This is a genomic window from Shewanella sp. 10N.286.45.A1 (genome assembly GCF_041470405.1).
Taxonomy (GTDB): domain Bacteria; phylum Pseudomonadota; class Gammaproteobacteria; order Enterobacterales; family Shewanellaceae; genus Shewanella.
In genome coordinates this window covers 1-3,517 of record NZ_JBFRMK010000367.1, presented here as the reverse complement: position 1 = coordinate 3,517, position 3,517 = coordinate 1, and the positions used below count along the sequence as shown (strand labels likewise).

The window sequence follows — 3,517 nt, the reverse complement described above, 5'->3', positions numbered from 1 at the left end:
AATGATCGGCATTACAGCAATGCTGGGCTTTTTTGTGTCTAGCGCTAATAAACTATCCCCTTCTACCTGAAGCTGCATGGTTCAGTAGGGATCTAACGGACTTTATTCACGGCATTGATTGCCACCAATGGTCATTCCTTTGGTAAAATCAATAACACTGAGTAAAGCCCATTAAGTATTTGACCCGTTCAGCGCCCCTCAGTTTTTGCAAAAAAAAGCACACTGGTAAAGAAATGGTTATTGCCAATGCGTAGGTGGAGTAGCGAGACTAAGTGGTGTACGTAGTCCGGCTGAGGTAAAAAATTGCCACAACATTGTATGCTTTGCTATCGGATTTGATACACGACTATATGGATTTAAGAGTTAGTGCGAAGCTGCGATGCTAAGGCATAAAAAGATTATACAGTAACAACAACTCCCGCTTAAGAGCAGCTAAGAGTTGACGTAGAGCAGGATTTTATCAGATTTAATACAAGGCGTTACACAATTACGAGTAATTTTGGCGCACTAATCAAATGTGCGCCAGACAATGCAAGGTAGAACTATAATATGCAGCAACGATCGAGTCGCTAAACTCTTACTGAACGATAGAATAGGGACTAGTGTTTTTCTTGCACTTTAGGATTCATGCAAAGGTAGTCATCTATCATTTCAATATTTTGGTCGATATAACCCAATAATATCTTTTGTTCTACTTCACCTAACTCAGCACTCAAAATTGCTCTATGTAGTTCAAGCGCTTCAGATTTGTGACTGAGTAATGTCATTGAGGAGATAAGGTTACTCTCTAGACATCGTTTGAGTAATGCTCGCTGTGTTAGCTTAATTGATGTTTGCACTGAGTCGCATAAAACCGATAGTTTTTCATCAACTATAATCTGTGCTGCTAAACCTGCATGCTGCCTATTTAGTTGTCTACTTGTATACATCTAACACCTCTCAAAAATAAGATTTTCCACTTACGATGGAAGTCACTTTCTATAAGAGATTATATTGCTTGTTAGCTGTACCTAGGCTTAATCGGATGAGAGGCGTAACTGCATGTATTCACATGACTATGTTAACTACGTTTTATACGTACCACTTTAAACACATCAATTTCAAACCCTGCGATGCCTTCTGTAGCGCTATAGTATGTCATATTGACTCGCGCACCTTTTAAGCATTTATATTTTTTACGGCGTTTAAATTTAAACGGTGTATCGCAATTCTCTATCATGACCGTATGCAGCACCCAGTCTTCTTTTTCTCGTTGAACATGAGATAAAACAGATACATTTTCAGAGTGAACGAGCTGCTGGTGTTGATCTAGCATCTTGTCTACAGGTGTTTTCACGAACTTTGTCCTAATAAAAAAATCAGTCTATAAAGGTAGCACAACTAGCGGGAGCTGTGTTGAGCAGGTTAAAGAAATCGGTCTCTTAACCAACCATAATGGTAATATCCCCATTGACCGACACGCCTAAGTTGCGGTAATGGGAATTTAGGTAGCGGTACTTGATAGAGTGGCAAGGCTGGAACGGGTTTTCCTGCGATTTGTTCAGCTAACCTATACGCCGCTTGCGTGCTGAAAGAGACACCCGAGCCACAATAGCCCATGCTATAACCCACGCCGTTTGAAGCGTAAACGTGTGGCATGTCGTCGAGAGCAGCAGCTATCCAACCAGTCCAATTATAAGCGACAGCCTTATTACGCAATGGTGGAAAACACTTATCAAGGGCAAACTTTAACCGTTTTTGGTAGATAGGGTTGTGTGCATCTTTGCCTTGTATCGCCCCTCTGCCACCAAAAAGTAGCCTGTTATCTGGCAACAAGCGGTAATAATACTTAAGTATGCGGGTGTCCATTGTCACTTGATGAGTATTGAGTCCACAACTGAGTAGCTCCTGTTCCGACAAAGGCTCGGTAACAATCACATTGCTGAGAATAGGTAAGTAACAGTTATCAATATTTGCATTGAACGACTTTGGTGTATAGGCGTTTCCTGCGGTGATGACCTTGTTAGCCGTGATTTCCCCTTTAGAGGTTATCAGACGGTGTTTATTACCTTCTGTAAGCCATTCCGTCACGCAGGTATTTTCATAAAGGTCAACGCCCTTCCCTTGCAGCATCGATTTATAACCAAGTAATAATTTTAACGGATTAACACCAAATCCATCAGCTAATCTTAGTGCACCATGGGCTTGTTGATGGTCCATGAATTCAGTTTTAAAACGACTAGCCGTTATAAACTCAGCGTCCTCTCCAAGTTCTCGCTTTATAAACCCTGCAGCGCTTTGTAATTGGTCTAATGCTTTCTTGTTATGTGCGACTTTAAGATAGCCTTTTTGTTGTGGCTCGCAATCGATATTAAACTCGTTGATCAGTTCATCGACTCTTGATACCGCTTCACTAAATTCATTATAAATACCTTTAGCTGTATCAAGACCCCACCTTGTTGCCATCTGCTTATAGCCCAATCTTCCTGAGCCCTTTAATACAAACCCCGCATTTCTTGCTGACGCGCCAAAGCCTACTTGGTTGGCTTCCAACACGCAGACATCGATATTGTGCTCAGTTGCTAGATAATAAGCACTCAATAAGCCGGTATAACCGCCGCCGATTACAGCCACATCAACACTTCGATTACCCGATAATAATGGACTCGCTACCCCTAATGATGTGGTGCTGGCCCAGTAAGAACGGCAAGGCTTTAGCCCAGCAGGAGTGCTGTTATAAAGTGGGTCAAAAAGTTCACTATTCATAATAAAGCTTATTGTATTAGTTAAAAGGTCAGTAGCATTTCACTAGCGGTACAGGTGCAATTTGAACCGCAAATAACACAAATATAATCGGGATGATCACTGGTATCATTCCATCGATTTGGATGCTCTTTAATAAGCTTGCCTCCGGCTTTAGTAAAATAACGAACAGCAGAATTATTTGGACTTTGCTTCCATAGATGGCTAATTCCTGCTTGAGCCCCCTGACGTTTTAGCGCTGCCACTGAATACTGTAATAGCATTCCACCTAAGCCTTTACCTCGAGCCTCTTGTGCAACAGTGTTGCATTTAAAGTAACCGACATGCTTAGTTGGAACTGACCATTCGCTTGGTGTACACCATTTATCTATATCCCATTGCTCGGCGGCGTAGGTCAACCTAAAACCGAGTAATTTGTCAGACTCCTTTGCAACAAAGCAGCTATTAATGCCATTTTTGAAGCCTTTTTCAACTATAGTAGCTAAAGTGCTATGGTCTAAATAACCTTCGCCATGAACCAAATTGCCCAGGTTGATCACTTCGTCAAAGTGAGCGTCTGTAATTTCAATAATCATCTTATGTTTTGATATCCTTTTAAGATTATTCGGCACAATAGCATACCCATAACCAAATATTGAATTGCAGACAGGTTCTATTCCGAAAACGACCATTTTTCGACACTTTACTCGTACCCTAAAGCTTTTTAATTAGGTTTCCAGTAAGTCCAATTGTAGATCTACTGTGCAGCTAGGTTTGTACTTATACCAATTGCATT

The 3,517-nt window shown here is 41.2% G+C and carries 4 protein-coding genes; all 4 read right to left on the bottom strand.

The window, feature by feature from the left end:
- Positions 1-599: 599 nt before the first annotated feature.
- The 4 genes from AB4238_RS21300 to AB4238_RS21285 all read right to left on the bottom strand — a co-directional run bounded on the left by AB4238_RS21300 (position 600) and on the right by AB4238_RS21285 (position 3,317).
- Complete coding sequence (locus AB4238_RS21300; protein ID WP_371995024.1) at positions 600-929, bottom strand: hypothetical protein; 330 nt, start codon at positions 927-929, stop codon at positions 600-602.
- Positions 930-1,060: 131 nt separating this feature from the next.
- Positions 1,061-1,336: a hypothetical protein gene (locus AB4238_RS21295; RefSeq protein WP_371995023.1), complete on the bottom strand. Its 276-nt coding sequence runs from the start codon at positions 1,334-1,336 to the stop codon at positions 1,061-1,063.
- Positions 1,337-1,404: 68 nt separating this feature from the next.
- Positions 1,405-2,745, bottom strand: coding sequence for an NAD(P)/FAD-dependent oxidoreductase (locus tag AB4238_RS21290; protein ID WP_372035505.1), 1,341 nt, complete (start codon positions 2,743-2,745; stop codon positions 1,405-1,407).
- Between the two features lie 20 nt (positions 2,746-2,765).
- The gene (locus tag AB4238_RS21285; RefSeq protein WP_372035503.1) at positions 2,766-3,317 is read right to left on the bottom strand and encodes an N-acetyltransferase family protein; all 552 of its coding nucleotides are present in this window, start codon (positions 3,315-3,317) and stop codon (positions 2,766-2,768) included.
- Between the last annotated feature and the right edge of the window lie 200 nt (positions 3,318-3,517).